21 protein-coding genes are annotated in these 24,430 nt (G+C 71.8%); 2 read left to right on the top strand and 19 right to left on the bottom strand.

Translation table 11 applies throughout. The features are described 5' to 3' along the window. Positions 1-31: 31 nt before the first annotated feature. Genes HNR16_RS06760 through HNR16_RS06740 form a run of 5 tightly spaced genes read right to left on the bottom strand, consistent with a single transcriptional unit; the run spans position 32 to position 6,292 of the window. A complete protein-coding gene (locus HNR16_RS06760) occupies positions 32-949 on the bottom strand; it encodes an NAD-dependent epimerase/dehydratase family protein (protein WP_225737834.1) in 918 nt (305 codons plus the stop codon). Beyond that, positions 949-2,178 carry a cytochrome P450 gene (locus HNR16_RS06755; protein ID WP_218868394.1) on the bottom strand — a complete coding sequence of 410 codons (1,230 nt, stop codon included), beginning with the start codon at positions 2,176-2,178 and terminating at the stop codon, positions 949-951. The genes HNR16_RS06760 and HNR16_RS06755 overlap by 1 nt, the downstream gene beginning before the upstream one ends. Beyond that, a complete protein-coding gene (locus HNR16_RS06750) occupies positions 2,162-4,090 on the bottom strand; it encodes a glycosyltransferase (RefSeq protein ID WP_158040306.1) in 1,929 nt (642 codons plus the stop codon). The genes HNR16_RS06755 and HNR16_RS06750 overlap by 17 nt, the downstream gene beginning before the upstream one ends. Further along, positions 4,087-5,352, bottom strand: coding sequence for a glycosyltransferase family 2 protein (locus tag HNR16_RS06745; protein WP_158040307.1), 1,266 nt, complete (start codon positions 5,350-5,352; stop codon positions 4,087-4,089). Before HNR16_RS06745 ends, HNR16_RS06750 begins: the two co-directional genes overlap by 4 nt. Before the next feature lie 10 nt (positions 5,353-5,362). Further along, positions 5,363-6,292 carry an ArgP/LysG family DNA-binding transcriptional regulator gene (locus HNR16_RS06740; protein ID WP_179558145.1) on the bottom strand — a complete coding sequence of 310 codons (930 nt, stop codon included), beginning with the start codon at positions 6,290-6,292 and terminating at the stop codon, positions 5,363-5,365. Between the two features lie 104 nt (positions 6,293-6,396). Here HNR16_RS06740 and HNR16_RS06735 point away from each other — a divergent pair, with 104 nt between their 5' ends. Further along, entirely contained in the window at positions 6,397-7,176 is a 780-nt protein-coding gene (locus HNR16_RS06735) for a LysE/ArgO family amino acid transporter (RefSeq protein ID WP_179558144.1), read from the top strand. Positions 7,177-7,280: 104 nt separating this feature from the next. Here HNR16_RS06735 and pyk read toward each other — a convergent pair whose 3' ends face one another. From pyk to rpe, 14 genes are all read right to left on the bottom strand, one after another. Then, on the bottom strand, positions 7,281-8,738 hold the full coding sequence (gene pyk / locus HNR16_RS06730) for a pyruvate kinase (RefSeq protein ID WP_158040310.1): 1,458 nt from the start codon (positions 8,736-8,738) through the stop codon (positions 7,281-7,283). A gap of 72 nt (positions 8,739-8,810) precedes the next feature. Continuing rightward, a complete protein-coding gene (locus HNR16_RS06725) occupies positions 8,811-10,271 on the bottom strand; it encodes a glutamate synthase subunit beta (RefSeq protein WP_158040311.1) in 1,461 nt (486 codons plus the stop codon). Next, positions 10,264-14,781 (bottom strand): glutamate synthase large subunit, encoded by a 4,518-nt coding sequence (gltB, locus tag HNR16_RS06720; RefSeq protein WP_158040373.1) that lies wholly within the window; start codon positions 14,779-14,781, stop codon positions 10,264-10,266. The genes HNR16_RS06725 and gltB overlap by 8 nt, the downstream gene beginning before the upstream one ends. A gap of 310 nt (positions 14,782-15,091) precedes the next feature. Beyond that, positions 15,092-16,174 (bottom strand): prolipoprotein diacylglyceryl transferase, encoded by a 1,083-nt coding sequence (gene lgt, locus HNR16_RS06715; protein ID WP_179558143.1) that lies wholly within the window; start codon positions 16,172-16,174, stop codon positions 15,092-15,094. Next, positions 16,171-16,977 (bottom strand): tryptophan synthase subunit alpha, encoded by an 807-nt coding sequence (gene trpA / locus HNR16_RS06710; RefSeq protein WP_158040312.1) that lies wholly within the window; start codon positions 16,975-16,977, stop codon positions 16,171-16,173. The genes lgt and trpA overlap by 4 nt, the downstream gene beginning before the upstream one ends. Further along, positions 16,974-18,197: a tryptophan synthase subunit beta gene (gene trpB, locus HNR16_RS06705; RefSeq protein WP_158040313.1), complete on the bottom strand. Its 1,224-nt coding sequence runs from the start codon at positions 18,195-18,197 to the stop codon at positions 16,974-16,976. The genes trpA and trpB overlap by 4 nt, the downstream gene beginning before the upstream one ends. Continuing rightward, positions 18,194-18,967: an indole-3-glycerol phosphate synthase TrpC gene (gene trpC, locus HNR16_RS06700; protein WP_158040314.1), complete on the bottom strand. Its 774-nt coding sequence runs from the start codon at positions 18,965-18,967 to the stop codon at positions 18,194-18,196. The genes trpB and trpC overlap by 4 nt, the downstream gene beginning before the upstream one ends. 1 nt (position 18,968) lies before the next feature. Next, positions 18,969-19,199: an HGxxPAAW family protein gene (locus tag HNR16_RS06695; protein WP_158040315.1), complete on the bottom strand. Its 231-nt coding sequence runs from the start codon at positions 19,197-19,199 to the stop codon at positions 18,969-18,971. Between the two features lie 36 nt (positions 19,200-19,235). Then, positions 19,236-20,090 carry a Trp biosynthesis-associated membrane protein gene (locus tag HNR16_RS06690; protein ID WP_158040316.1) on the bottom strand — a complete coding sequence of 285 codons (855 nt, stop codon included), beginning with the start codon at positions 20,088-20,090 and terminating at the stop codon, positions 19,236-19,238. Further along, complete coding sequence (gene hisI / locus HNR16_RS06685; RefSeq protein ID WP_158040374.1) at positions 20,087-20,452, bottom strand: phosphoribosyl-AMP cyclohydrolase; 366 nt, start codon at positions 20,450-20,452, stop codon at positions 20,087-20,089. The genes HNR16_RS06690 and hisI overlap by 4 nt, the downstream gene beginning before the upstream one ends. A gap of 26 nt (positions 20,453-20,478) precedes the next feature. Further along, positions 20,479-21,276 carry an imidazole glycerol phosphate synthase subunit HisF gene (gene hisF, locus HNR16_RS06680; RefSeq protein ID WP_158040317.1) on the bottom strand — a complete coding sequence of 266 codons (798 nt, stop codon included), beginning with the start codon at positions 21,274-21,276 and terminating at the stop codon, positions 20,479-20,481. An 8-nt stretch (positions 21,277-21,284) separates the two neighbouring features. Then, positions 21,285-22,124 (bottom strand): ATP phosphoribosyltransferase, encoded by an 840-nt coding sequence (hisG, locus tag HNR16_RS06675; RefSeq protein ID WP_158040375.1) that lies wholly within the window; start codon positions 22,122-22,124, stop codon positions 21,285-21,287. A gap of 89 nt (positions 22,125-22,213) precedes the next feature. Next, positions 22,214-22,477, bottom strand: coding sequence for a phosphoribosyl-ATP diphosphatase (locus HNR16_RS06670; protein WP_158040318.1), 264 nt, complete (start codon positions 22,475-22,477; stop codon positions 22,214-22,216). Beyond that, positions 22,474-23,166, bottom strand: a complete 693-nt coding sequence (gene rpe / locus HNR16_RS06665; protein WP_158040319.1) for a ribulose-phosphate 3-epimerase — start codon at positions 23,164-23,166, stop codon at positions 22,474-22,476. Before rpe ends, HNR16_RS06670 begins: the two co-directional genes overlap by 4 nt. A 253-nt stretch (positions 23,167-23,419) precedes the next feature. Between rpe and HNR16_RS06660 the strand changes: the two genes are divergently transcribed. Continuing rightward, positions 23,420-24,346 (top strand): hypothetical protein, encoded by a 927-nt coding sequence (locus HNR16_RS06660; protein ID WP_158040320.1) that lies wholly within the window; start codon positions 23,420-23,422, stop codon positions 24,344-24,346. Positions 24,347-24,430: the final 84 nt, after the last annotated feature.

Here is a 24,430-nt window from a genome sequence, read left to right as displayed (position 1 = left end):
CGTCGCCGGAGCCCCACCACGTCGCCGGACCTCACCACGTCGCGGCGTCCGAGACGTCGGTGTGCCGCGGCACGAAGCCGAACGCGGCCCGCGCCCTCGAGGTGTCGAGCGTGCAGTCGCTCACGACCTGCGTGAGCGCGTAGGGCGTCAGCGGCACGCGCTCGACGAGGCCCGTGCGTCGCGCCCGCTCCCCCGCACGCGCGACCGCCCACGCGACACCGAGGGGAACCGACACGACCCGCGTGTGCCGCCCCGAGCGATACCGCAGCGCCTCGCACAGGACGCGGTCGAGACGCGTCGACCCGTCGTCCGCGATGTTGTAGACTCCGCTCGCGGGACGTGCCGCGAGCACGAGGAGCGTGGCCTCCGCGATCGACTCGACCCGGGTGAGCGTGTGCCAGGAGCGGGCACCGCCCGGGAGCGGGAGCAACCCGTCCCGCACGAGCGCGGCGAAGCGGGGCAAGAGCGTCGTGTCGCCGGGGCCGTAGACCGCGTGCGGCCGGAGCACGACGGCGCCGGCCGCGAGGGCCGCACGGTCGCCCGCGGCCTTCGACGCGGGGTAGCTCCCCAGGTGGCGTCGCGGACGCGGGGCGTCCTCGCGCAGCCCTCGCCTGGTCCCCTCGGCGTCGTACACGCTCGACGAGGACAGATGCACGATGCGGGCCCCCGGGAAGAGCGACGGGAGCCGACGCGGCACGTCCGCGTTGATCGCGAACGCGTCGCCGACGCTCGCCTGCTCGTCGGTCGTCGCCGCGGCGTTCACGACGACGTCGACGTCCGCGAGCGGCCCGGTGCACGCGACGAGATCGCTCCGGACGTACCGTCCGCGCTCGTGTCGCCAGCCGTCACCGCGCCGCCCGTACCCCGTCACGTCGAAGCCCTCGTCGGCGAGCGCGGACGCGATGGCACCGCCGACGAACCCGCTCGCGCCCGTGACCGCGACGCGCATCACGGCCTGGCCCCGTCGGCGCGCCGGAGCAGGAGTTCGCGGTAGCCGGGGATCAGGACCCCACGGGCGGGGCGCCGCGCCGTGACCTCCGCGGGGCCGTCGGCCGTACCCTCGACGAGCGCGTCGAGCACCCTGGCGATCTGCGCGAGCGCGAGCGGTGCACCGAGACAGAAGTGGGGCCCCGCGCCGAACCAGAGCTGTTTCTGGCCCGCCGCCCGGCCTCGCCCCGGCGCGAAATCACCGGGGCCGCGATTCGCGAGGAAGTTGGCGAGCACGAGCCGATCGCCGCGCCTGACCGCGACGTCGCCGAGCGTCGAGGGGCCGCGGACGCTGCGCAGCATGACGGGTGAGGGGGTCGTCACGCGCAGTCCCTCCTGGACGAGCTCGTCCCGGAGCTCCAGCTCGGCCCGAAGGCGCTCGAACCATCCGGAATCCACGAGGATCGCCACGAGCCGCGGGATGAAGGCCACGAGCGTCTCCGTTCCCGTGAGGACGAAGGCACCGACGGCGCCGAGCGCCTCGCGCTCGCTGAGTCCGAGCTGCCGCATCCGTCCGGGGACCGTCGACTCGTCCCCCGCCCGGTAGGCCGTCGCGGCACCGGTCGTGAGGTCGGCGAGGATCGAGCGGGCCGCTCCCACCTGTCGCGGCGAGAACCTCGAGCTCGTCAGCCGCACCATGCCGGTGATGCGGGTGATGCGCGCGAACAGTTCGTCGTCGAGGGTGTCCTGCGGCAGCCCGGCGAGTTCGGCGATCAGCCGCGACGCGCACGAGCGGGCGAGCGCGACGACGTCGACCGTCTCACCGCCCCGCAGGCGACGGACCGCGTCCGCGAGGAGCGGCGCGAGCCCGGCATCGGCGAGGTGCGCCACTGCCGAGGGCGTGAACAGCGGCGCGAGCTTGCGGCGGAGGGACGCATGATCGGCACCCTCCATGTTGAGGAGCACCGAGGGGCCGAGGATGGGCGTCCAGAGGTCGGCCGGTGACCCCGGTCCGGTCTTGTCGAAGGTGTCGCCGTCGAGCAGCACCCGGCGTATGAGTCGCGTGTCGCGGACGACGACCCCGACGCCGGGCACGCGCAGCACCGGGACGCGGATGCGGCACAGTAACGGGTACGCGACGGGGTGTGCCGCCCGGAAGACGCGCTCCTCGTGGACGCGATGGAGGTTCGACGCCGTGCGCGGCGCGGTCCCGGTGGACCTCACGCCACCCCGATCAGTGAGTCGCGACACGATGACCCTCCTCCCGCCCGGCCCGGACGACATCGGCGGAACGCTCCGTGCCGACCACATCGAGGAGGACCTGCGCCGCCGCGCGCGCGGCACCGTCGTTCGCGGACAGCCGCCGGGCCCACCGTGCTCGCTCCCCGGCGGCGGGATCGGGTTCGTCGAGCAGCCGGCGGAGTGCAGCGGGGACGTCGGCCGGCTCGTCCACGCGCACGGCGAGGCCCCGGTACGCGAGTCGCGCGGCGAAATCGAACTGGTCGTGATCGGCGGGGACGACGATCTGGCGACGGCCGGACGCGAGCGCCGCCCACGTGATGCCCGCACCGCCGTGGTGCACGACGACGTCGGCCTCGTCGAGGCCGTCGTAGTCGAGGTAGGGGACGATACGGAGCCGCTCGTCCGCACCGGGCACGTGCATCGCGTCGGCGTCCGGGCGCCCCGCCGCGACGACGACGTCGGCCTCCGGCACGAGGGCGCGGAGTCGATCGAGGACGGGCCCCAGGTCCCGCTTGACGTGCGCGAGGTGGGTGCCGAACGAGAGCACCACGAGGGGGCCCGGTTCCCGCCGCAGTCGTTCGGGCGCCCCGGAACGCCGCAGCGCGCCGCGCGGGGTGTACCTGACCGGCCCCGTGAAGCGCACGGCACGCGGCCAGCGCGTCGCGAACTCGAACGAGCGCTCGCCGAGACACAGCACGCGCTGCGGGGAATAGGCGCGTTCCGAGCCGTCCGCGCGGTACACGGCGGGGATCTCGTCGCGCGCAAGATCGGCGACGAGCCGGTGCGCGACGAACTTGAACGCGCGCACCGCGAGCCGGAACGCCGCGTCGCGCAGCCGACCCCGCGGTGTCGCGTCCGGCGTGAGGCCGCCGCAGTAGCTCGGCGGCCCGTCGGCACACTCGATCGCACACGGACTCGGCATCGTCGTGATCCACGCACGTCCCGTAAGCTCGGCGGCGACACCCGCGTGCGGCAGCGTGAAGTCCGCGACGATCCCGTCCGCGTCGAAGCGGCGCACGACGTCCTCGAGTTCGGGAACGATGTCGCGCGCCACCCGCAGGTTCCGGCGCAGTTCCCGCCACATGGCGACCGCCTTCACGCCGCGCCGGTGATCGATCTCGCTCATGGCCCAGACCTCGTGCTCCCGGCCAGGTGCGAGCGGTTCGAAGGCGAACCCCTCCGCCTCGATCTCGCCGCGCCGGTCCGCCGTGCTGCACACGACGAGCTGTGCCCCGGCGACGCGGAGGGCGTCGGCCACCCCGAGCAGCGGGTGCAGGTGCCCCGAGAACGGGGGCGCCGCGAGCACGATCCGGGGTGCGCGCTCGGCACGATGAGCGGCCGCCCGCTCCCCCTCCTCGCGCGTCCGCCGGACGGCGTCGCGCAGGATGCGATGGACGCCCGGATCGTCGAGATAGCCCAAGTGGTCGGCGTCGACACCGGCCTCGAGCGACGGCGCCGTCCTGGCCGCGAACGCGTCGCGTCGGCCGAGCACCGTCACGAGGTCCGCGGCGGGAACGGGGCGACCACCGCGCAGGAGGGTCGGCGAGATCGGCCCGAGTGCGACGACGCGGAGCCGTTCGAGAAGCGCATCGGGGACGTTCGCGCGTTCCAGGAGGTGGAGTCCCTGGCTGCGCGCGACGACGAGCGTGCGCTCCGCGTCGCCGAGCAGCGGCAGAAGCCGGTCGCGGAACGCGCGGAGCGGGAGCAGTGAGCGCGCGTACCGCAGCCCGTTGACGGCGGACGAGACGACGATGCTCGTGCGTCGGGCGGGCCGAACCGGCCGGCCGAACGGGAACTCGACACCCACGAGCTCACCGTCGCGCACCCCGACCGACGCGAGGACACGCCGCTGCGTCCGACCGACGCTCCGGGTCCCCCACCGTGCGCCGCCGGAGAGGACGATCACCTGGAACGGCTTCATGCGCCGCGACCGCCCGTCCGTCCGACGTCCTGGAACGTCCCGTCGCGCGCGACCCCGAATCGGTGACCACGCCAGGTGACGACGGGGTCGAGGGCGGCGTGCAGCGCGTGCAACGGCTGGGCGAGCTCGGTCACGAACCCGCCGGCGAACGCCTCGACATCGGCGGTCCGGGCCCGGCCGCCCACGAGTCGCCGGCCCTCCCGGAGCACCACCGCGCGTCCCGCGAGGACCCCGATCGCGACGAGCGCGCCCACGGGCGCGGCCTGCGCGGCGCATGCGAGCGTGACGGCGAGCAGGACCGGTGGCAGGCCGAGTTGCGTCACGACGCGGCGACGCGACGGCGCGTCGATGCGACGCAGGAGCACGAGGGCGAACGTCATCCACCGGTGCATGAGCCGGAGGTACGCGCCGAGATCCGGCACGTGCGTCGAGATCCACTGCGGTCGGCTCGTCTGCACGATGGCCGTTCCGTCGCGTCCGACGAGTCGCGCGATCGCGAAATCGTCCGTCAGTTCCGCCGCGATCGCATCGAAGCCTCCCCGTGCCCGGAGCTCGGCGGGCCGGACGGCGTAGCACATGCCGTTCACGCTGAGCGGCGCACCGGGCATGCCGAGGTAGGTCGGGACCGCGGAGGTGTTCACCCAGTCCGCCGTCAGGCGTGACCACGGCGTGCCCGCCCGGCGGTACGCGGGCAGGCCCGTGGCGATCGCCGCCCCGCCCGCGAGTCCCGCCACGAGCGCGTCGAGGCCGTCCACGGTGAGCTCGGTGTCGTCGTCGAGGACGACGAGCACGTCCGAGCCGTTCTCGTCCGGGTGCGGGGCCGCGCCCTGATCGGTCGCTCGCGCGAGCTTCCACGTCTTCGGATTGACGTCCGCGGGTGCGGGCGGGCACGTGACGACGCGGACCGTCACATCCGCCGGTGCGTCGGCGCGAATGCGCGTGCAGGTCTCCTCCGCGACCCGGTCGTCGTCGTCGACGAGCCACTCGAGCACGATCTCGTGGTGCGCGTCCGCGGCGAGCCGCACGGACGTCGCGAGGGTCGCGGCGAGGCTCGGGTCGCCGGAACGGATCGGCTGGACGATGCGCACCCGGCTCCGCATCGGGGGCGGTCCGTCGGGCGTGCGTCGCGCCCGAGCGCGGACGAGCTGCGTCGCGCGCAGGACGAGATACGCACCGCCCGTCACGGCGGCGAGCACGGACGCGGCGTGCCGGCGTCGGGGCGCACCTCGTGACTGCGACGGGGGTCGAGGGTCGGCGGGCACGCTCAGGATGCTAGTGCCCCGCGGCGAACCCCGCGTCCTCCGGACGAGGGACGTGCGCCGAGCCCGTCACGAGGTGTGCCGCCGCCGCGCGTCGCACGGCCTCCGAGACGGTGTCGAGCACCGTCGAGGCGATGTTCCAGCGCTGGAGGTACAGCGGGACCGTGACGCTCGCGCCCGGCAGGATCGGGGCGAGTCGGCCGTCGGCCAGCTCCTCGGCGACGGCGGTCGCGGGCATGAACCCCCACCCGAGACCGCGCCGGATCCCCGACGCGAACGCGGCCGTCGTCGGCAGCACGTACCCGGTCACGGGATTCCGGGCACCGAGCTGCTTCAGGAACCGGCGCTGGAGCGGGTCGGCGTCGTCGAAGTCGATGACGGGAACGCGCTCGATGCCCTCGTCCGCGGCGAGCGCGACGAGCTCCGGTGTCGCGACGGCGACGTAGGGCATCACGCCGAGCGACTCGACGGAGCAGCCCTGCACCGCTTCGGGCGACACCGTGATCGCCGCGAACACGCTCCCGTCCCGCAGCGGCTCCGTCGTGTGGTGCTCGTCGACGCGGAAGAGCCGGAGCGCGATCCGCGAGTCGGCGGGGAGGTGATCCACGAGATCGAGGAACCAGAGCTCGAGCGACTCGGCGCTCACGGCGATGGGGACCTCGGTCCAGCCGGTCCCGTCCTCGTCGCCGCCCAGCTCCCGCCGGGCCTCCTCCCCGAGGAGGCGGACCTGCCGCGCGTAGCGCAGGAGCGTCGCGCCGGCGTCCGTGACCGCCGTCGGCGTCGACCGGCGAACGACGATCCGTCCGACGGTCTCCTCGAGCGCCTTCATGCGCTGGGACACGGCCGAGGGCGTGATGCGGAGCGCACGAGCCGCCCGCTCGAACGAGCCCTCGCGGATGACGGCGTCGAGGGTGTCGAGCTGTTCGATCGTGACGGGCAACATGAAGCTCAGCTTATGGGGCCTCACGAACATTCGCTGGATTCATGACCGGAGCCCTCATACGCTCCACGTGTCGGCACACGTCGGCACACGGAGGAAGGACCGGCATGGATCTCGTCACGGTGTGGCTCTCGGGGTTCGGCAACACGCTCGCGCTCATCGTCGCGATCGGTGCGCAGAACGCGCTGCTCCTGCGAGCCGGCATCCGCGGACGGAACGTCGGCATGATGGTCGTCGTCTGCGTCGCCTCCGACATCCTGCTCATGACGCTCGGCGTGCTCGGCATCGGCGCGCTCGTCGAGGCGGCGCCCGCGGCCGTCACGATCGCCTCGTGGGCCGGGGCCGCGTTCCTCGTGCTCTACGCGGCGCACGCGATCCGCCGCGCGTTCCGCCCGAGCGCGCTCGTGGTCGACGACGCCGACGAGCGTTCGCACGACGCGACACCCGTGCGGCGGGAGATGGCCACGACAGCCGCGCTCGGCACCGTCGACGTCGCACGCTCGCCCGGTGGGCCCGCCCGGGGCACGATCGCGGGAGCGGGCAGCGCACCCGCGGCGACGAGCGCGACCGACGGCGCCGAGCGTGCCGTGCCCGGCACGGGCCGCCGCGCCGCGCTCCTCTCGATCCTCGCCGTGACCTACCTCAACCCGCACTGCTACATCGACACGGTGGTCCTGCTCGGCGCGATCGCCAACACGCACGGCGAGACGCTGCGCTGGGTGTTCCTCGCGGGCGGCGTCGTCGCGAGCTCGCTGTGGTTCCCGCTGCTCGGCTACGGCGCTCGCCGCCTGCGCCCGTTCTTCGCCTCGCCGCGTTCGTGGCAGGTGCTCGACATCGGGATCGCCGTCGTCATGCTCGTCATCGCCGCACGGCTCGTGTTCGCCTGACGCCTGCGATCGGTGCGATCCGCGCGGTCGGCGCGCGCGATGCGCGAACCGGACACGGAAGCGGGCGGGGACCGTGGTCCCCGCCCGCTCGCGTCGCGCCCGGATCAGCGGCGGTGGCGCCCCTCGTAGGCGGGCGCCGCCGCGTCGACCGCGTCACCGATGCGGTGCACGCGCATGTCGTTCGTCGAGCCAGCGATGCCGGGAGGCATACCGGCGATGATGACGACCTTGTCGCCGCGTTCCGCGAGCCCCCGGTCGAGGACGGCCTGGTCGACCTGACGGAACATCTCGTCGGTGTGGGTCACGCGGTCGACGAGGTACGGCGTGACGCCCCAGTAGAGGTTCATCCGCCGACGGATCGACTCGCGCGGCGTGAACCCCAGGATGGGGATCTCGGCGCGCAGGCGCGACATGCGGCGCACCGAGTCACCCGACTCCGTGAACACGCAGTAGTACTTCGCGCCGAGGAACTCGCCCACCTCGGCGGCCGCGAGCGTGATCGCCCCGCCCTGCGTGAACGGCTTCGTGCCGAGCGGCGGGATGCGGTCGAGCCCGTGCTCCTCCGTCGACCGGATGATGCGAGCCATCGTCTCGACAGCGGCGAAGGGGTGCGCCCCGACGCTCGTCTCGCCCGAGAGCATGAGCGCGTCGGCACCGTCGAGGACGGCGTTCGCGCAGTCGCTCGCCTCGGCGCGCGTGGGCCGCGGGTTCTCGATCATCGTCTCGAGCATCTGCGTCGCGACGATGACGGGCTTCGCGCGGCGGCGGGCGAGTTCGATCGCGCGCTTCTGCACGATCGGCACGGCCTCGAGGGGCAGCTCGACGCCGAGGTCGCCGCGCGCGACCATGATGCCGTCGAACGCGTCGACGATCTCGGGGAGGCGCTCGACCGCCTGCGGCTTCTCGATCTTCGCGATGACGGGAGCGGTGACGCCCTGCTCCGCCATGATCTCGTGCACGCGCGTGATGTCCTCGGGACCTCGGACGAACGAGAGCGCGATGATGTCGGCACCCATGCGCAGTGCCCAGCGCAGGTCGTCCTCGTCCTTCTCCGACAGCGCGGGCACGTTGACGGCGACGCCGGGCAGGTTGATGCCCTTGTTGTTCGAGACGGCTCCCGGCACCTCGACGGTCGTGGTCACCGTCGTGCCGTCGGTGGACTGCACGCGCAGCAGCACCTTGCCGTCGTCGATGAGCAGCGGGTCACCGGGCCGGACGTCCTCGGGCAGACCCTTGTAGGTCGTGCCGACGATCTCCTTGGTGCCCGGGACGTCCTGGTTCGTGATCTTGAAGACGTCGCCCACCTCGAGGTGGTGCGGGCCGTCGACGAAGGTCGCCAGGCGGATCTTGGGGCCCTGCAGGTCGGCGAGGATCGCGATCGGGAGCGATGCCTCCTCTGCCGCCGTGCGGACCATGCGGAAGTTCGCTTCGTGTACCTCGTGGTTGCCGTGACTCATGTTGAGTCGGGTGACGTTGACGCCCGCCTGGATGAGGCGGCTGATACCGGCCGGTGTGGCGACCGCTGGTCCGAGCGTGGCGACGATCTTGGCACGACGAGTCATGGACGTCCTCCGAAGGGGTTGGAAGGTGATGGGCGGCCGACGGGCCGACCCACCGGCGATCGAGGAGTTCTGTCAGATCGCGATCGCACGATCGTCGGCCCTGACTGGTTCGGGCAGGACCGTGACGCCTTCAAGATACCGGTCGACGCTCGCGGCCGCGGCACGTCCCTCCGCGATCGCCCAGACGATGAGCGACTGGCCGCGGCCGACGTCCCCGGCGACGAACACACCCGGCACGTCCGTCGAGTAGTCGTGCTCGCGCTCGAGCGCGCCGCGGTTCGTGAAGCCGAGCCCCAGCTGTCCGGCCAGCGCGTCCTGCTCGGGGCCCGTGAACCCCATCGCGATGAGGACGAGATCCGCGGGGATGTCGCGTTCGGTGCCCTCGGCGGGCACGCGACGGCCGTCCTCGAGGAACGCCGTGTCGGCGAGTCGGAGGGCGGTCACGCGTCCGGAGCCGTCCGTGACGAATTCGACGGTCGACGCCTGGAACGTGCGCTCGCCACCCTCCTCGTGCGAGCTCGAGACCTCGAACACGGTCGGGAACATGGGCCACGGCTGGTGTGCCGGGCGGTCGGCGGGCGGCTGCTTGCCGATCGCGAGGTTCGTGACCGATGCGGCACCCTGGCGGTGGGCGGTCCCGATGCAGTCGGCACCCGTGTCGCCGCCACCGATGACGATGACGTGCTTGTCCTCCGCCGTGATCTGTGACGCGAGGTCGTCGCCCGCGACGAAACGGTTCGACTGCACGAGGTACTCCATGGCGAAGTGCACGCCCTTGTACTCGCGCCCCGGAACGGGCAACTCGCGCGGAACCGTTGCGCCCGTGCACACGACGATCGCGTCGTAGCGGCGACGGAGCTCGTCCCAGCCGATGTCGGCACCGATCTCGACGCCCGGACGGAACCGCGTTCCCTCGGCACGCATCTGCGCGAGGCGCGCGTCGAGCACCGACTTCTCCATCTTGAAGTCGGGGATGCCGTAGCGCAGGAGTCCACCGATGCGGTCGTCGCGCTCGAACACGGCGACCGTGTGGCCGGCGCGCGTGAGCTGCTGCGCGGCCGCGAGTCCGGCCGGGCCGGAGCCGACGACCGCGACCGTCTTGCCCGTGAGGCGCTCCGGCGGGTGCGGCTCGACCCAGTCGTTCGCGAACGCGGCGTCGGCGATCTCCTGCTCGACGCGCTTGATCGTGACGGGCGGCTGGTTGATGCCGAGCACGCACGACGCCTCGCACGGTGCCGGGCACAGCCGACCCGTGAACTCCGGGAAGTTGTTCGTCGCGTGGAGGCGCTCGGAGGCACCGCGCATGTCGCCGCGGTACGTCAGGTCGTTCCACTCCGGGATCAGGTTGCCGAGCGGGCAACCCTGGTGGCAGAACGGGATCCCGCAGTCCATGCAGCGGCTCGCCTGCCGACGCAACTGCGCCGGATCCTGCGACTCGTACACCTCGCGGTAGTCCATGATGCGCACGGGCACCGGACGGCGCTTCGGGAGCTCGCGCTCCCGGTTGTTCAGGAATCCACGGGGGTCAGCCACGGGTCGCCTCCAGAATCCGCTCCCACGTGTCGTGGTCGTCGGGGTCCATGCCGTTCTCCACGGCTTCACGTCGGATGTCGGTCACCGCGGCGTAGTCGCGCGGCAGGACCTTGGTGAACTCGCCCACGGCCTCGTCGAAGCGTTCGAGCAGCTTCACGGCGCGGGCCGAGTCGGTGGCCGCGAGGTGCTGCTCGAGCAGATCGCGGAGGATGTCGGCGTCGGCGTCGGTGAGCGGCAGCAGTTGCAGCTCACCCGTCGCGAGCGAGTCGGGGTTCACGAGGTTGCGCAGCAGCTTGTGGACGAACGCGACGCCGCCGGACATCCCGGCACCGAAGTTCTTCCCGGTCGTCCCGAGGACGACGGCCTGGCCGCCCGTCATGTACTCGAGGGCGTGGTCGCCCACGGCCTCGGCGACAGCGGTCGCACCCGAGTTGCGTACGAGGAAGCGTTCACCGACGACCCCCGAGAGGAACATCGTGCCGCTCGTCGCGCCGTAGCCGATGACGTTGCCGGCGATCACGTTCTTGGCCGCGTCGAACGTTGCGCGCTCGTCGGGGCGGACGACGATCTCACCACCCGAGAGGCCCTTGCCGACGTAGTCGTTCGCGTCGCCGAACAGGCGGATGCGGATACCGGCGGGCAGGAACGCACCGAGCGACTGCCCGGCCGTCCCGTGCAGCACGATGTCGATCGAGCCCGTGGGCAGGCCGTGTTCGCCGTGGATGCGCGTGACGTGGTGTCCGAGCATCGTGCCGACGGCACGGTCGGTGTTGTGCACCTCGAGGTCGAACGTGCGCTCCTCGGCGGTCGCCTCCGCGGACGCCGCGTGCAGCAACTGCTGGTCGAAGTGCTCGTCGAGCTCGTGGTCCTGGCCGCGCTGGTTGAGGCGCGGCTCGTCGTCCGCGAACACGGGGCCGCGGAGCACGGGCTCGAGGTCGAGCCCCTCGGTCTTCCAGTGCCGGACGGCCTCGTCGGCCTCGAGCAGTTCGCTGCGGCCGATGATCTCGTCGAGGGAGCGGTACCCGAGCGAAGCGAGGTGCTCGCGCACCTCCTCGGCGATGAACTCGAAGAAGTTGACCACGTGGTCGGCCTGACCGCGGAACCGCTGACGCAGCTCCGGGTTCTGGGTCGCGACACCCACGGGGCACGTGTCAAGGTGGCACACGCGCATCATGATGCACCCCTCGACGACGAGCGCCGCCGTCGCGAAGCCGAACTCCTCACCACCGAGGAGCGCACCGACGATGACGTCGCGCCCCGTCTTCAGTTGCCCGTCGACCTGCACGACCACGCGGTCGCGCAGCCCGTTGAGCATGAGGGTCTGCTGCGTCTCCGCGAGGCCCATCTCCCACGGCGTGCCGGCGTGCTTGAGCGAGTTGAGCGGCGATGCGCCGGTCCCGCCGTCGTGGCCCGACACGAGCACGACGTCGGCGAGCGCCTTCGTCACACCCGCCGCGACCGCGCCGATCCCCGCCTCGCTCACGAGCTTGACGTGCACGCGAGCCGACGGGTTCGCACGCTTGAGGTCGAAGATGAGCTGCTTCAGGTCCTCGATCGAGTAGATGTCGTGGTGCGGCGGCGGGGAGATGAGCCCGACGCCGGGCGTAGCATGCCGTGTGCGAGCGACCCACGGGTACACCTTCGTCGGCGGCAGCTGCCCGCCCTCACCGGGCTTCGCACCCTGCGCGAGCTTGATCTGGATGTCGTCGGCGTGCGTCAGGTACATGCTCGTGACGCCGAAGCGACCCGAGGCGACCTGCTTGATCGCGCTGCGACGCTCGGGATCGAGGAGCCGGTCGACGTCCTCGCCGCCCTCCCCCGTGTTCGACTTGCCGCCGATGCGGTTCATCGCGATCGCGAGCGTCTCGTGCGCCTCCTTCGAGATCGAGCCGTAGCTCATGGCGCCCGTCGAGAAGCGACGCAGGATCGCCGAGGCGGGCTCGACCTCGTCGATCGAGATCGGCTCGCGATCGGACCGGAACCGGAACAGCCCGCGGAGGGTCATCGCCTCGCGCGCCTGATCGTCGACGAGCCCCGTGTACTGCTTGAAGATGTCGTAGCGGCGCTCACGCGTCGCGTGCTGCAGCCGGAACACCGTGTCGGGGTTGAAGAGGTGCGGCGGCCCCTCGCGGCGCCACTGGTACTCGCCGCCGATGTCGAGCGGACGGTGCGCGGCGGGTGCCGCGTCGAGCGGGTACGCGCGACGGTGGCGACGCTCGTTCTCGGCGGCGATGACCTCGAGGTCGATGCCGCCGATGCGCGTCGTCGTGCCGGTGAAGTACGTGTCGACGAGCGAGCGCGAGAGTCCCACGGCCTCGAACGTCTGGGCGCCCGCGTAGGACGAGACGGCCGAGATACCCATCTTCGACATGATCTTGAGGACGCCCTTGCCGAGCGCCTTGATGACGTTCGAGACCGCCTTCTCCGCCGTGACGGTCGGGAGCTGGCCCGAACGCACCATGTCCTCGCACGACTCCATGGCGAGGTAGGGGTTCACGGCTGCCGCACCGTAGCCGATGAGCGCCGCGACGTGGTGCACCTCGCGGACGTCGCCCGCCTCCACGACGAGCCCGACGCGCATGCGTCGCTCGGTGCGGATGAGGTGGTGGTGCACGGCGCTCGTCATGAGCAGCGAGGGGATCGGCGCGTGGTCGCGGTTGCCGTCGCGGTCGGAGAGGATGAGGAAGCCCACACCCTCGTCGATCGCGCGGTCGGCCTCCTCGAACAGCTCCTCGAGGCGGGCCACGAGGCCCTCGACCCCGTCGTCGACGCGGTAGAGGCCGCGGAGCGTCCGCGAGGCGTCGATACCGGGACGCTGCTCGATGTGCTGAATCTTCGCGAGCTGGTCGTTGTCGATCACGGGGAAGTCGAGCACGACCTGCCGTGCGTGCTCCGGACCCGAGTCGAGCAGGTTCTCGCTCGGGCCGATCGAGGTCGTCATGCTCGTGACGACCTCCTCGCGGATCGCGTCGAGCGGCGGGTTCGTGACCTGCGCGAAGTTCTGCGTGAAGTAGTCGAACAGCAGCCGGGGCCGCTCGGCGAGCGCCGCGATGGGCGTGTCGGTGCCCATCGCGCCGATCGGCTCCGCGCCCATGCGCGCCATCGGCGCGAGCATGATGCGCAGCTCCTCCTCGGTGTAACCGAACGCACGCTGACGACGCTCGACCGAGGCCGCCGTGTGCGTGACGTGCTCACGCTCGGGCAGTTCGGCGAGGTTGATGCGGCCCTCGTCGAGCCAGTCCCCCCACGGGCTCAGCTCGGCGAGGTCGTGCTTGACCTCCGTGTCGCCGATGAGGCGCCCCACCTCGGTGTCGACGAGCAGCACCTGGCCCGGACGCAGCCGGCCCTTGCGCACGATCGACGCGGGGTCGAGCTGCAGCACGCCGACCTCGGAGCCGAGGACGACGAGCCCGTCGTCGGTCACGACGAAGCGACCGGGACGCAGGCCGTTTCGGTCGAGCGTGGCGCACACGTACCGGCCGTCGGTGAAGCTCATCGCGGCGGGGCCGTCCCACGGCTCCATGAACATCGAGTGGTACTCGTAGAAATCGCGCACCTCGGCCGGCAGGTCGTCGGCCGTCTCCCACGCGGAGGGCACCATCATGTGCACGGCGTGCGCGAGCGAACGGCCCGAGAGGGTGAGCAGCTCGAGCACCTCGTCGAACGACGCCGAGTCGCTGCGCCCCTCCGTGATGATCGGGAACAGATCGCTCACGTCGCCGAGCAGATCGCTCTCGAGCTGCGACTGCCGGGCGCGCATCCAGTTGCGGTTGCCGCGCACCGTGTTGATCTCGCCGTTGTGCGCCATCATGCGCAGCGGCTGTGCGAGGGGCCACGACGGGAACGTGTTCGTCGAGTAGCGCGAGTGCACGATCGCGAGGCGCGACGCGAAGCGCTCGTCCTGCAGATCGGGGTAGAACGGCTCCAGCTGGAGCGTCGTCACCATGCCCTTGTACGTGATCGTGCGGCACGACAGCGACATGAAGTACACGTCGAACTCGTGCTCGACCTGCTTGCGCAGGCGGTAGCACTGCCGATCGAGCGCGACGCCCTTTCGCGGGTTGCCGCGGTAGTTCTGCCGCTCCGAACGGATGTAGAGCTGCTCGATGCGCGGCATCGCGGCGAGCGCGAGCTTGCCGAGCTCGTCGGGGAAGACGGGCACCTCGCGCCATCCGATGATGCGCAGTTCCTCGCGCGCGGCGACCTCGGCGATGCCCTCCTTCACGCGGGCGCGCTCCTGCGGATCGGTCGGCAGGAACGCGTTGCCCACCGCGTAGCGGCCCTCGCTCGGCAGCTCGAAGCCCGAGACGGCGCGGAAGAACGCGTCCGGGATCTGCGTGAGGATGCCGGCGCCGTCACCCGTGCCGGCGTCGGAGCCCACCGCGCCGCGGTGCTCCATGTTACGCAGGGCGTCCAGGGCGTGATCGATGATGTCGTGACCCGGCGTGCCACGGAGCGTCGCGACCATGGCGAGACCACAGGCGTCCTTCTCGTGGACGGGGTCGTACATCCCGGACGCTGCAGGAAGGCCGTCGAACGGCGGTCGTGCGTGAGTCAAGGTCGGCTCCTCGGTGTCGTGAATGGTGAGGAGGCGCCGGGACGTTCATGCGAGCGCGAACGCCCGGGCCAGGTCCGGCGTGCGGGATTCCGACTTTCAGGATAAGCGCGCGCCTGTTACGGGAATGTTTCGGCGCCTCGGCGTCCCGGCGTCGCAGTGATGTGCGAGTCGTCCGGGGAGACGCGCACGATCGTCGGGCGTCGATCGCGCCCGCACCGGGAATCCCGTGGGAGCACCGGTGCAGCGCGTGGACGGGCGGCGTTCAGTTCGCGGGGCGTTCACCCTCGGCGTCACTCGTCGCGGCGTCGGCGTCCTCGCCGAGTTCGCGCTCGTCGAACCGCAGCGCGGCCGCCTCGGCATCGCTCGTCTCGGCCGCCGTCGCGGGTTCGGGGTCGTCGGGCGTCTCGCTCGCCGCGCCACCATCGATCGCCTGATCGTCGGCATCGGTCGCCTCGGTGTTGCGCGCGTCCTGCTCGGCCGCGATCCGCTCCAGCTCTTCTCGCTTCTTCGGTGTCAGCACGGATTCCTCCAGTTCGGGATGACGACGAGTCTGCACGATCCAGATGACGATGCCGAGGATCACGAGGCACAGCGCACCGAACACGTTCGTGCGCATGCCCAGGATGATCTCGGAGTAGTCGATACGGAGCGACTCGATCCACATGCGACCGATGCCGTACCAGATGAAGTAGACGGCGATCCCGCGGCCCCAGCGCAGGCGCACGACGCGTTCGAGCCCGAGGATGACGAACACCCCGATGAGGTTCCAGATCATCTCGTACAGGAACGTGGGGTGGAACAGGACGCCCTCGGGGAGCCCGGCCGGATAGGCGGCGTTCGACGCCTCGATCTGCAGCCCCCAGGGCAGATCGGTCGGCTGGCCGAACAGCTCGTGGTTGAAGTAGTTGCCGAGTCGGCCGATCGCCTGCGCGAGCAGGAGCGCCGGCGCGAGGGCGTCCGCGAAGCTCCAGAACCGGATTCCCGCCGCGCGGCAACCGAACCACGCACCGATCGCCCCACCGATGAGCGACCCGATGATCGCGTTGCCGCCCTCCCAGATGAAGAAGATGCGGAGCGGGTTCGCCCCCTCGTAGAAGTAGTCCGCGGGGTGGGTGAACACGTGGTACAGCCGGGCACCGAGGAGACCGAGGATGACGGCCCACACGACGATGTCGATCACGACCCACGGTTCGGCGCCGCGGGCGCGGAGTCGACGGTCGGTCCAGATCGTCGCGACGATCATGCCGGCGACGATGATGAGCGCGTAGGTGTGGATCGTGAGTGGGCCGAGATCGAACGACGACCACTCCAGCGGCGGGCTGGGGATGCCTGCCGCGGCGATCACGATGCGTCCCTCGCGGTCCCCGCGGCGAGTGCCGTCGCGACGCGGCGCACCTCGTCGACGCCGCCGTCGGCGAGCGCCCGGACGAGGACCGAACCGACGATCGCGCCCTCCGCGTAGCCGAGCACCTCGTGCACCTGCTCGGGCGTCGAGATGCCGATCCCGACGCACGCGCGTGCGCAACCGGCCGCGTGGAGTCGATCGGCGAGCGAGCGTGCCGCGGCGTCGATGTCCGAGCGGGCCCCCGTGATGCCCATCGTCGAGACGGTGTACACGAAGCCGCGTGAGCGCTCCGTGATCATGCGCAGTCGTTCGTCGCTCGATGTCGGCGCGGCGAGGAAGATGCGGTCGAGGCCGTACTCGTCGGCCGCGGCGATCCAGTCGGCACCCTCGTCCGGCACGAGGTCGGGCGTGATGAGTCCCGCTCCGCCGGCCTCGCGCAGCTCGCGGGCGAACTGCTCGACGCCGTGCTGGAGGACGAGGTTCCAGTACGTCATGACGACGACGGGCTTGTCCACGCGGGCCCGCACGCGGCGGATCGCCTCGAACACGTCCGCGACGCGGAATCCGTTCTCGAGCGCCTCGACTGTCGCGGCCTGGATGACGGGGCCGTCCATGACGGGGTCGGAGTAGGGCATACCGAACTCGAGGACGTCGAATCCCGATTCGAGGACGGCGACGGCGGCCTCGACCGACGTGTCGAGGTCGGGGAATCCCGCGGGCAGGTAGCCGATGAGGGCGCCCCCGCGGTCCCGCCGCGCGGCGTCGATCGCGTCGGCGACCGGGCTCTGGGTCGTCGTGGTCACTTGGCGCCCCCCTCGGTGCGATCCGCCTCGCCGAGGTGGAAGTACTCGGCGGCGGTCTCCATGTCCTTGTCCCCGCGGCCCGAGAGGCACACGAGGATCGTCGCGTCGGGGCCGAGCTCGCGGCCGAGGTCGATGACGCCCGCGAGGGCGTGGGCCGACTCGATCGCCGGGATGATGCCCTCCGTGCGTGCGAGGAGCCGGAACGCCTCCATCGCGGCGGCGTCCGTGACGGGCAGGTAGTTCACCCGCCCGAGCTGCGCGAGCCAGGAGTGCTCCGGCCCGACGCCCGGGTAGTCGAGGCCGGCCGAGATCGAGTGCGACTCGATCGTCTGCCCGTCCTCGTCCTGCAGCAGGAGCGTGCGGGAGCCGTGCAGCACGCCCGGCCGCCCCTGGCCGATCGTCGCGGCGTGCCGCGGGGTCTCGACCCCGTCGCCCGCCGCCTCGTACCCGTAGAGGGCCACCGACTCGTCGTCGAGGAAGGCCGTGAACGTACCGATCGCGTTCGAGCCGCCGCCGATGCACGCCGCGACGGCGGTCGGCAACGCGCCCGTCTGTTCGAGCACCTGCGCGCGCGCCTCCTGTCCGATGATCGCCTGCAGATCGCGGACCATCGCCGGGAAGGGGTGGGGACCAGCGGCCGTGCCGAAGATGTAGTTCGTCGTCTCGACCTGGGCGACCCAGTCGCGCAGCGCCTCGTTGATGGCGTCCTTGAGGGTCGCCGAACCGGCCTCGACGGACACGACCTCGGCACCGAGCAGGCGCATGCGCGCGACGTTGAGGGCTTGGCGGGCCGTGTCGACCGCGCCCATGAAGATCGTGCACTCGAGGCCGAACAGTGCGGCGGCCGTCGCGGTCGCGACGCCGTGCTGCCCGGCGCCCGTCTCGGCGATCACGCGCGTCTTGCCGATGCGCTTCGTGAGGAGCGCCTGTCCGAGCACGTTGTTGATCTTGTGGGAGCCGGTGTGGTTGAGGTCCTCGCGCTTGAGCAGGATGCGGGCGCCACCCGCGTGCCGGGCGAAGCGAGGCGCCTCCGTGAGGAGCGAGGGACGACCCGAGTAGTTGCGGTGCAGATCGTCGAGCTCGGCCGCGAAGGCGGGATCCGCGCGCGCCTCGTCCCACGCGACGGTGAGCTCGTCGAGCGCGGCGATGAGGCTCTCTGGGACGAATCGTCCGCCGAAGGAGCCGTAGTACGGGCCGGTTGCGTCGGTGTATACGCTCATGCGTTGAGGAAGCTCTCCAGGGTCGTTGCGGGGTCGCCGTTCGTCACGAGCGCCTCGCCGATGAGGACCGCGTCGGCGCCCGCGTCGACGTAGCGCCGGACGTGGGCGGGCTCGAGGACCGCCGACTCGGCGACCCGCACGACCCCCTCGGGGTACAGGGGTGCGAGTTCGGCGAAGATCTCGGGACGCAGTTCGAATGTGGTCAGGTCGCGCGCGTTGACGCCGAGCACGCGGGCGCCCGCGTCGAGACCGCGCAGCAGCTCGTCCCGCGTGTGGGCCTCGACGAGCGGCGTCATGCCGAGCTGCTCGGTGAAGCGCGCGAGGCGTTCGAGCAGTGCCTGGTCGAGGCCCGCGACGATGAGCAGGGCGAGGTCCGCACCGGCGGCCCGCGCCTCGAGCAACTGATACTCCTCGGCGATGAACTCCTTCCGGAGGACGGGCACGTCGACCGTCGCCCGCACGGCCGCGAGATCGTCGAGCGAGCCCTTGAAGCGACGCTCCTCCGTGAGCACGGAGATCGCCGCCGCACCGGCCGACGCGTACGTCCGCGCGAGCGCGGTCGGATCCGCGATGTCCGCGAGGTGACCGCGAGAGGGGCTCGCGCGCTTCACCTCGGCGATGACGTTGATCCGGTCGGTGCGTGCGAGTGCCGCGTACCCGTCGAGCGCGCGCGCACGGTCGAGCGCGGCCCGCTCGACCTCGGCGGTCGGGCGGGCCTCCCGGCGGCGTGCGGCGTCCTCGAGCGCTCCCTCGTAGAGTTCGGCGAGCACCCTAGTCGACCTTCGGACCGAAGCCCGCCGCGCGGAGGACGGGCCACAGGATCGCGCCGACGACGAGCAGGCCTACGCCGACCCAGACGAGCACCTCGTTCGCGAACCAGATCCCGAAGGTGCCGAGCGTGACGCCGACGAGCATGACCACGACGCTCGTCCAGGCCGCGACCGAGTGCCCCTCGTCCTCGTGGTGTTCCTGGGCGGCGGTGGTGACGGCCTTCTCGGTCATGCGTGTGCTCCTTGTCGCGCTGATGGCGGGTCCAGTCTACCGATCTCGCGCCGCCCCGTCGTCCGGCTCGCGCCGCTCGGCGTCGGTGGCGACCGGATCCGTCGTCGCCGCGTCCGCGGGTGTCACCGCATCGGTGGTCGTCGTCCGCGCGGTGGGCGCGGCCTCGGTGCCCGTCCCGTCGTCGACGGTCGCCCCGTCGTCCACCGCGTCGTCCGGAGCGATCGTCGCGTCGGTCGGCGGCTCGGCGCCGACCGCATCGGCGCCCGTCGGATCGTCACCGTGACTCAGCGCGTCCCACTGGTCGACGCGGTCGTCGCCGACGGCGCGCTCCCGGGGAGCCGCATCGCCGCCCGCGGTGTCCTCGAACCGCGCGCCGTACTTGCGCGACGAACCCGGCCAGCGTCGGCCGGTCGCGATCGTCCAGCACCCGGCCGCGACGAGCACGACACCGGCGAGGATCGCGACCCACGGCCACGGCGACGCGACGAGCGATCCCTCGACGACGAGCGCCGACGTCGCGTGGACGCCGCTCACGCCCGTCTTCTCCGCGACGTCCGCGCTCACGGCGCCGAGGGGCGAGGCGAGCGCGACCCCCGTCACGAGCAGCACCGTCCCGCCGAGCAGGGCCTCGAGCGCGCCGAGCACGATCCGGAACACCGGGCCGGCGAGCGCGAGGCCCGCGACGCCCGCGAGCCCCGCGAGTGCGAGCGCCATGAGCGCCGGCGCGGCCGTCTCACCGCGGGACGAACCGGGCGTCGTCCCCGGATCGAGGGCGATCTCGAACGTGAACCACGTCTGCGACCACGCGAGGATCGCGATCCCGGCGCCGGCGACGAGCGCGAGCAGCGCGATGCGCTTCGCCCGCTTGCCGTCGAGCGCCCCGCCCGTCATGCGTCCGGGGCCGTGAACCGCACGGCGAGCGGATCACCGTCGAAGCACGTCCGCGTGCCCGTGTGGCACGCGGGGCCGTGCTGATCGACCTCGAGGTGCAGGGAGTCGGCGTCGCAGTCGACGGCGAGCGCGACGACGCGCTGGGTGTTCCCCGACGTGTCGCCCTTCCGCCACAGCTCCTGCCGGGAGCGCGACCAGTACACGGCCCGACGCTCCGCGAGCGTCCGCCGCAGCGACGCATCGCTCATGTAGGCGAGCATGAGCAGCTCACCCGTGTCGAACTGCGTGACGACCGTCGGGACGAGCCCGCCGTCATCGAAGTGCACGGCCGCGACGATCTCGTCGATCTGTTGCGGCGACAGCTCCGCGAGGACGCGTTCGTTCGTGCTCACACGCCCACCTCCCCGACCTCGCGGACGGTCAGCCCGTCGGCGGCGAGCGCCGACTTCACCTCGCCGATCGTGAGCTCGCGGTGGTGGAACACGCTCGCCGCGAGGACGGCGTCGGCGCCCGCGTGGACCGCCGGCGCGAAGTCCCCGACCGCGCCCGCACCGCCCGAGGCGATGACCGGCACGTCCGCGCAGGCCCGCACGAGCCGGATGAGCTCGAGATCGAAGCCGCGCTTCGTGCCGTCCGCGTCCATGGAGTTCACGAGCAGCTCGCCCGCACCCCGCGAGGTCGCCTCGACGGCCCACTCGAGCGCGTCCAGGTCGGTCTCGCGACGGCCACCGTGGGTCGTCACGACGAAGCCGGACGCCGTGCGCGGCGAGCGCTTGATGTCGAGCGAGAGCACGAGCACCTGATTGCCGAACACGGAGCTGATCTCGTCGAGCAGGTCCGGGCGCGCGATCGCCGCCGAGTTCACGCCGATCTTGTCGGCCCCCGAGGCGAGGAGGCGACGCACGTCCTCGACCGATCGCACGCCTCCGCCGACCGTGAGCGGGATGAACACCTGCTCGGCCGTGCGGGTCACGAGGTCGAACGTCGTCGCGCGGTCGTCGCTCGTCGCGGTCACGTCGAGGAACGTGAGCTCGTCGGCACCCTGCTGCGCGTACAGCGACGCCAGCTCGACGGGGTTGCCGGCGTCCTGCAGATCGAGGAAGTTGACGCCCTTGACGACGCGGCCACCGGCCACGTCGAGGCAGGGGATGACGCGGACCGCGAGTCCGCTCCCGGTCGTGGTCATCGCTCCCCCTACATCCGCGCGGCCTGGAGGGCGGTCACGATGATCGCCCGTGCCCCGAGGCCGTGCAGTTCGTCCATGATGGCGTTCACGTCGCCGACGGGCACCATCGAGCGCACCGCGACCCACTCGGTGTCGCGCAGTGGCGAGATGGTCGGCGACTGGAACCCCGGCGTCACGGCGACCGCCTGCTCGACGCGGTCGGTCGGGATGTCGTAGTCCATGAGCGCGTACTTGCGTGCGACGAGGACGCCCTCGAGCCGGCCGATGAGCGTCGCAGCGGCGTCGACCTTCTCGGGTGTCGAGATGAGGACGGCCGTGGATTCGAGGATCACGGGGCCGAACACCTCGAGCCCCGCCTTGCGGAGCGTGCCGCCAGTCGAGACGACGTCGGCCACGGCGTCCGCGACCCCGAGCCGGATCGCCGACTCGACGGCACCGTCGAGCTTCACGAGCGTCGCGTCGATACCGTGCTCGTCGAACCACGTGCGCAGCAGCCCCTCGTAGCTCGTCGCGACGCGCTTGCCCTGCAATTGCGAGACGTCGGTGAACTGTCCGGCCGGGCCCGCGAAGCGGAACGTCGAGTCGCCGAAGTCGAGGGCGCGCACCTCGGTCGCCTCGGACTCGGCGTCGAGCAGCAGATCGCGGCCCGTGACACCGATGTCGAGCACGCCCGAGCCGACGTACGTCGCGATGTCCCGCGGGCGCAGGTAGAAGAACTCGACGTTGTTCCGCGGGTCGATCGCGACGAGTTCGCGGCTGTCGTGGCGACCGCGGTAGCCGGCCTCCTGCAACATCTCGTCGGCCGTCACGGAGAGCATGCCCTTGTTGGGCACGGCGATGCGCAGCATGCGTTCAGGTTCCTTCGTCTTCACGGAGCGGACCTCCGTCGTCAGGGTGTCATCGGGTGCGGTCGCCGGGGGACGGCCGTCGCGGTGGGTCAGAGGTAGCGGTACACGTCGGCGGGCGTGAGGCCCTTCGCGATCATCATGACCTGGAGATGGTAGATGAGCTGCGACATCTCCTCCGCGGCCTCGGCGTCCGTCTCGTACTCGCACGCCATCCAGACCTCGGCGGCCTCCTCGACGATCTTCTTCCCGATGCCATGGACCCCGGAGTCGAGCTCCCGGACCGTTCCCGACCCCTCGGGGCGCACACGCGCCTTCTCGCTCAACTCGTCGAACAGTCCATCGAACGTCTTCACACCGACAGCGTAGTCGCCTCGGTCGTCGTCCCGTGCGCATGCGCCGCCGCGGCGGCACGCAGCTCGGCGATACGCTCCGACGGCTCGCCGCGGAACACGGCCGAGCCGGCGACGAACGTGTCGGCCCCGTGCTCGGCGGCGATGCCGATCGTGTCGCTCGTGATCCCGCCGTCGACCTGCAGTTGCAGCTCGAGGCCCGTGCGCTTCGCGTACTCCGCGGCTCGACGCAGTTTCGGCATGGTCTCGGGCATGAACGACTGGCCGCCGAAGCCGGGCTCGACCGTCATGACGAGCAGCTGATCGAACGAGCCGATGATCTCCTCGACCGCCTCGAACGGGGTGCCGGGGCGGATCGCGATGCCGGCACGCACACCCTTCTCGCGGAGTCGCCGCGCGAGCGTGACGGGTGCGGTGACGGCCTCGGCGTGGAACGTGATCGACCAGACGCCGAGGTCGGCGTAGTCGAGTGCCCAGCGGTCGGGGTCCTCGATCATGAGGTGCAGATCGAGCGGGACGGGGCTCACGGCCTGGAGCCGTTCGACGACGGGCACACCGATCGTGAGGTTCGGCACGAAGTGGCCGTCCATGACGTCGACGTGCGCCGCGTCCGCGCTCGAGATCCGCTCGAGCTCCGTCCCGAGCGAGGCGAAATCGGCGGCCAGGAGCGAGGGATTGATGCGTGCACCCATGCCCCGACCCTACCGCCGCCCATCGGCCCCATCCCCCGCCCACCCTCCCCCGCCCCACCCGTCGCCCCACCCTCGCCGCACTCACCCCAGCCGAATTCCGGGTGGTTTTCGGGGTTCCGGGGCACCCGGAACCCCGAAAACCACCCGGAACGCGGGATCGTCGCGGTGCCGTCGTCCGGGATGTGGATCGCCGTCGTCCACCGGTCCTCGTCGGCCGTGCCCTGGGGCGGCCGGGGCCGGGCACGCTCGGGCCATGACTGCTCGATTCCATGTCCCGATCCCACCTGGGCCGTTCCGCGTCGCCGAGGGGCTGCGCGCGGGGCTCACGCCCGACCGCCTGCGCGGCGACGAACTGCACCGACCGCACCACGGCGTCCGCACCGCGACGCCCGTCGAGGACGATGTCGGGTTCTGTCGAGCCTTCGTCCCGCGGCTGCGACGTGATCAGGCGCTGACGGGCCCCTCGGCCGCGCACGTGTACGGCCTCCCGCTGCCTGCACGGCTCCACGGACTTGACACCGTGCACGTCGCGGTCGCCGATCCCGCCACGCCGCCTCGCGCTCGCACCGTGCGCGGCACCCGGATCCGGCCCGACCTGTGGCGCGTCGTCCGTGTTTCGGGGATGCCCCTGACGAGCCCGTTCACGACGTGGATCACGCTCGCACGCTGGCTCGACGTCGATGAGCTCACCGAGGCCGCGGACGCGCTCGTGACGCGTTCGACGAACTATCCCGGACTCGTCGGTCGTCGCCCGTATGTCGGCTTCGAAGCCCTGCGGCGACGGGTGGCCGGCCTCCGCGGCCTGACCGCCGTGGCACTGCTGCGCGAGGCGGCGCTCCGCGCGCGGCCCGGCGTCGAGTCGCCGCTCGAGACGAGACTGCGTAGGCGGCTCGTCGCGGCGGGTTTCCCCGAGCCCGAAGTGGGCGGTGCGGTCGCGGCCGCCGATGGTCGGACACTGCACGGCGACCTCGTCTACCGCGACGAACGCGTGATCCTGGAGTACGAGGGGGACGTGCACCGGGAGCGCACGAGATTCCGGCGCGATATCACGCGCGGTCGGCGACTGCGCGGAGGTGGTTGGCACGTGATCCGCGTGACGATCGACGACCTCGGCGGCCCGGCCTTCGCGGAACTCTGCCGCGACCTGGCCAAGCTGGTGCCCCGAGGCCCGGCCGAGTGAACGTCGGCATCCGGGTTCCGGGTGGTTCTCGGGGTTCCGGGGCACCCGGAAGCCCGAGAACCACCCGGAATTCTGTGGGGCGGC

It is taken from the genome of Pseudoclavibacter chungangensis (genome assembly GCF_013410545.1).
GTDB lineage: Bacteria > Actinomycetota > Actinomycetes > Actinomycetales > Microbacteriaceae > Pseudoclavibacter > Pseudoclavibacter chungangensis.
Note: the sequence above shows the minus strand (reverse complement) of the source record. Positions and strands in the feature narration are given on the sequence as shown.